The following is a 3,473-nucleotide window of genomic DNA, read 5'->3' on the forward strand; positions in this document are numbered from 1 at the left end:
AACCCTTTCCACTTTGGCACCTCAGATGCCGTAGAGGAAGGGGGCGTCCATCCCATTAGCCTACGCGATGCGGGGCAAGGTCAAGGTCGCTTCGAGGCCGCGCGGGCTGCGGTTGCGCAGGGCGATGTCGCCGCCGTGCAGGCGCGCGATGTTGCGCGCGATCGCGAGGCCGAGGCCGGTGCCGCCGGTGGCGCGGCTGCGCGAGGCCTCGAGGCGGTAGAAGGGCTCGAAGACCTTTTCGCGCTCTTTCTCCGGGATGCCGGGGCCGTCGTCGAGCACGCGGATCACCAGGGCCTGCGGCGTGTCTTCGACGCGCAGCGTCGCGCGCTCGGCGTAGGTGACCGCGTTGTCGACCAGGTTGGCCAGGCAGCGCCGCAGCAGCGAGACCTGCGCGGGGTAGGCGGCGCGGGCCTGCCCCTCGAGGCGCACCTCGCGGCCCATGGCCTCGTTGTCGGATTGCAGGCTCTCCAGCAGCGCGTTGACGTCGACCTCCTGCCGCGCCTCGCCGCTGCCCATGCCGCGCATGAACTCCAGCGTCTGCGTGACCATGGTTTCCATCTCCTTCAGGTCGGCCTCGAAGCGCTGGCGCAGCTCCTCGTCTTCCAGCAGGTCGGTGCGCAGGCGCATGCGCGTGATGGGCGTCTTCAGGTCGTGCGACATGGCGGCGAAGATGCGCGTGCGGTCCTCGATGAAGCGCACCAGGCGCTGCTGCATGCTGTTGAAGGCGAGGGCGGCGCGGCGGATCTCGGTCGGCCCGTCTTCGGCCAGCGGCGGCCGGTGGATGTCGCGGCCGAGCGCGTCGGCGGCCTCGGCCAGCACGTGCAGCGGCCGCGTCACCCAGCGCACCGCGACATAGGAGAGCCCGAGCACGGCGAGCAGCAGGACGGCCAGCGCGAGGGCCAGCCGCCACGGCGGCGTCTGCGAAGCCGGCCGCAGCTGCGTGTCGAAGCGTGCCCAGCTGCCGTCGCGCAACTGCACCTGGGTGCGCAGCGCCGGCCCGGGCGCACCGGGCCTGCCCCCCATCATCATCCTGTGGTGGTGGCCGGGCCCGAAGTCCGGGCCGCCGGCCCACGGGGCGCCGGCCTCGACGCGCACCTCGCGCTCGCCGCCGAGAGAGGCGCGCAGGAAGGCCGTGAACACCAGCGCGCGCGGCGCCTCCGCGCTTTCCGCGGGCGTGGCGGCCGGCTGCAGGGTCAGCACCAGCGGGGGCACGTTCAGCACCGAGGCGATGCGCGCGCGCTCGGCGGGCCCGAGCGAATCGAGCAGCTTCACGACGTCCGCGATGCGCTGCGCCTGCTGCATGCCGCCGGCGGCGACGAGCAGGCGGTCGCGCTCGGCCAGGTTGATCGCGGCGCTGAGCAGCTGCGCCACCAGCAGTCCCCCGGCCAGCACCAGCAGCAGGCGGCCGAAGAGCGATCGCGGCAGCCAGCGCTTCATGCGCCTTCCTGCTGCACCGGCACCGTCAGCACGTAGCCTTCGCCGCGCACGGTCTTGATCATCACGGCGTCGTCCGCGTGGTCGCCCAGGCGCCGGCGCAGGCGGCTCACCTGCACGTCGATGCTGCGGTCCAGGGCCTCGGCCTCGCGGCCTTGCGTCAGTTCCACCAGCTGGTCGCGCGTGAGCACGCGGTTCGGGTGGGCGACGAAGATGCGCAGCAGCCGGTACTCGGCGCCGCCGATGGGCGTGACGATGCCCTGGGGCGAAACCAGGTGGCGATGCACCGTGTCGAGCGTCCAGCCGCCGAAGCGGATGCTGCGCTGCTCCTCCGGCTGCAGGTTGCGCGGCAGGCTGCGCGCGCGCCGCAGGATCACCTTGATGCGCGCCAGCAGCTCGCGCGCGCTGAACGGCTTGGGCACGTAGTCGTCGGCGCCCAGCTCGAGGCCGACCACGCGGTCCATCTCCTCGCCGCGCGCCGTCAGCATCACGATGGGGATGTCGGAATGCGCGCGCAGCTCGCGGCACAGGGTGAAGCCGTCGTCGCCGGGCAGCATCACGTCCAGCACCACCAGGTCGAAGGCGCCGCGGTCCAGCGCCTGGCGCATGGCGCGCCCATCGGCGACGGCCGTCGCGCGCAGGCCGTTCTTCTCCAGGTACCGCTGCAGCAGCGTGCGGATCTCGGCGTCGTCGTCGACGATCAGGATGTGGTCGCTGCGCTCCATGGCCGTATTACAGCCCGTTCGTCCGCCGCTGCGTATCACACCATGTCAAACAACGGCGTTGTCGCAGAGCGCGACAAAACGGCCGAGCCTTGACACGCGCGGCGCGCCTTCCTGCGCTTGAATGAAAGGGCACGGAAAGGAGTCGATCATGAAGACCAGAACCAGCCTCTTTGCAGCCGCCGCGGTGGCGGCGTCCCTGGCGCTCGCGGGTGCCGCCTTCGGCCACCCCGGCTTCGGCGGCGGCCCGGGTTACGGGCCCGGCTACGGCTACGGGCCCGGCATGGGCATGGGCATGGGGATGATGGGGCACGGCATGGGCATGGGGCCCATGGGCATGGGGCACGGCCCCGGCATGATGGGCCTGGCCGGCGCGGACGTGGATGCCATCCTGGCCGCCCGCCTGGCGGCGCTGAAGGAGCGGCTGAAGATCACGCCGGCCCAGGAGGGCGCCTGGAAGGCCTACGAAAGCGCCGTCACGCAGCACGCGAAGGCCATGCAGTCCGGCCACGAGGCGCAGGACAAGGCGCTGGCGGACCTGGACGCGGTGCTCACGCCCGAGCAGCAGTCGCGCGTGGTCGGCGGCTGGGGCCCGCTCGGCTACGGTCGCCGCTGAGGCCTGGGAGGGCTACTGCTTGCGCAGCACGAAGGCGTGCGTCTGCGGATCGCGCTCGGCCTTCCAGGTGCCGCGGATCTCGCGCCCGCAGGAGCCCTCCACCACCTCGCCCAGCCAGGTCGCGGCGATGTGCACGCCGTCGGCGGATTCCTCCAGCGTGAAGTCGCCGTCCTCCACGTCGCCGGCGAGCGGGCGGCGCTCGCCGTTGCGGTTGATGGTGCCGCTCACGCTTTCCGCGTAGACGGTGTGCTTTTCCAGCAGCAGGGTGCCGACATGGCCCTGGCCCTGGAACTCGGCGCGCCAGAGGCCGTAGAGGTGGCGCGCGGCGACTTCGCTGGAGTGCGGGCAGTCCTGCCCTTGCGCGAAAGTAGGCGCCGTGCAGGCGAGCAGCAGGAGAGCTAGCACCTTCATGCCGCGCGCGCCGTGGCCGCTGCGGCAGCGGCGGCCGCCTCCGCGCTCTTCTTCGCGAACTCGGCCCGCAAGGCCTTGAGCTTTTCGCGCGGGTCTTCCTTCACCGTGGCCTTGTCCAGCGCCATTTCGGCGATGAAGCGGCTCGGTTGCGCCGCGATCATCTCGCGGCCCTTCTTGCGCTTCTTGCTCCAGCTCACCACCAGCGAGCGCTGGGCGCGCGTGATGCCCACGTACATCAGGCGGCGCTCCTCCTGCAGGCGCGCCGCGAAGGCTTCGCTCGCCACGCCGCC

Annotated in this window: 5 protein-coding genes; 1 reads left to right on the plus strand and 4 read right to left on the minus strand. The window is 72.0% G+C overall.

Going from position 1 to position 3,473, the window contains the following annotated elements; genetic code table 11:
• Window positions 1-60 precede the first annotated feature (60 nt).
• Both VFM98_RS09455 and VFM98_RS09460 read right to left on the minus strand, forming a co-directional pair.
• Window positions 61-1,437: an ATP-binding protein gene (locus VFM98_RS09455; protein WP_325109671.1), complete on the minus strand. Its 1,377-nt coding sequence runs from the start codon at window positions 1,435-1,437 to the stop codon at window positions 61-63.
• Complete coding sequence (locus tag VFM98_RS09460) at window positions 1,434-2,159, minus strand: response regulator (RefSeq protein ID WP_325109672.1); 726 nt, start codon at window positions 2,157-2,159, stop codon at window positions 1,434-1,436. The genes VFM98_RS09455 and VFM98_RS09460 overlap by 4 nt, the downstream gene beginning before the upstream one ends.
• A 148-nt stretch (window positions 2,160-2,307) precedes the next feature.
• On the opposite strand from VFM98_RS09460, the gene VFM98_RS09465 reads away from it, so the two are divergent.
• A complete protein-coding gene (locus tag VFM98_RS09465) occupies window positions 2,308-2,772 on the plus strand; it encodes a hypothetical protein (protein WP_325109673.1) in 465 nt (154 codons plus the stop codon).
• A gap of 12 nt (window positions 2,773-2,784) precedes the next feature.
• Here VFM98_RS09465 and VFM98_RS09470 read toward each other — a convergent pair whose 3' ends face one another.
• A complete protein-coding gene (locus VFM98_RS09470; RefSeq protein WP_325109674.1) occupies window positions 2,785-3,183 on the minus strand; it encodes a hypothetical protein in 399 nt (132 codons plus the stop codon).
• A partial coding sequence (locus tag VFM98_RS09475) for a 3'-5' exonuclease (protein WP_325109675.1) occupies window positions 3,180-3,473 on the minus strand: 294 nt, incomplete at its 5' end. The genes VFM98_RS09475 and VFM98_RS09470, both read right to left, overlap by 4 nt.

Origin of the sequence: Ramlibacter sp. (assembly GCF_035706265.1) — a bacterium.
Taxonomy (GTDB): Bacteria; Pseudomonadota; Gammaproteobacteria; order Burkholderiales; family Burkholderiaceae_C; genus Ramlibacter.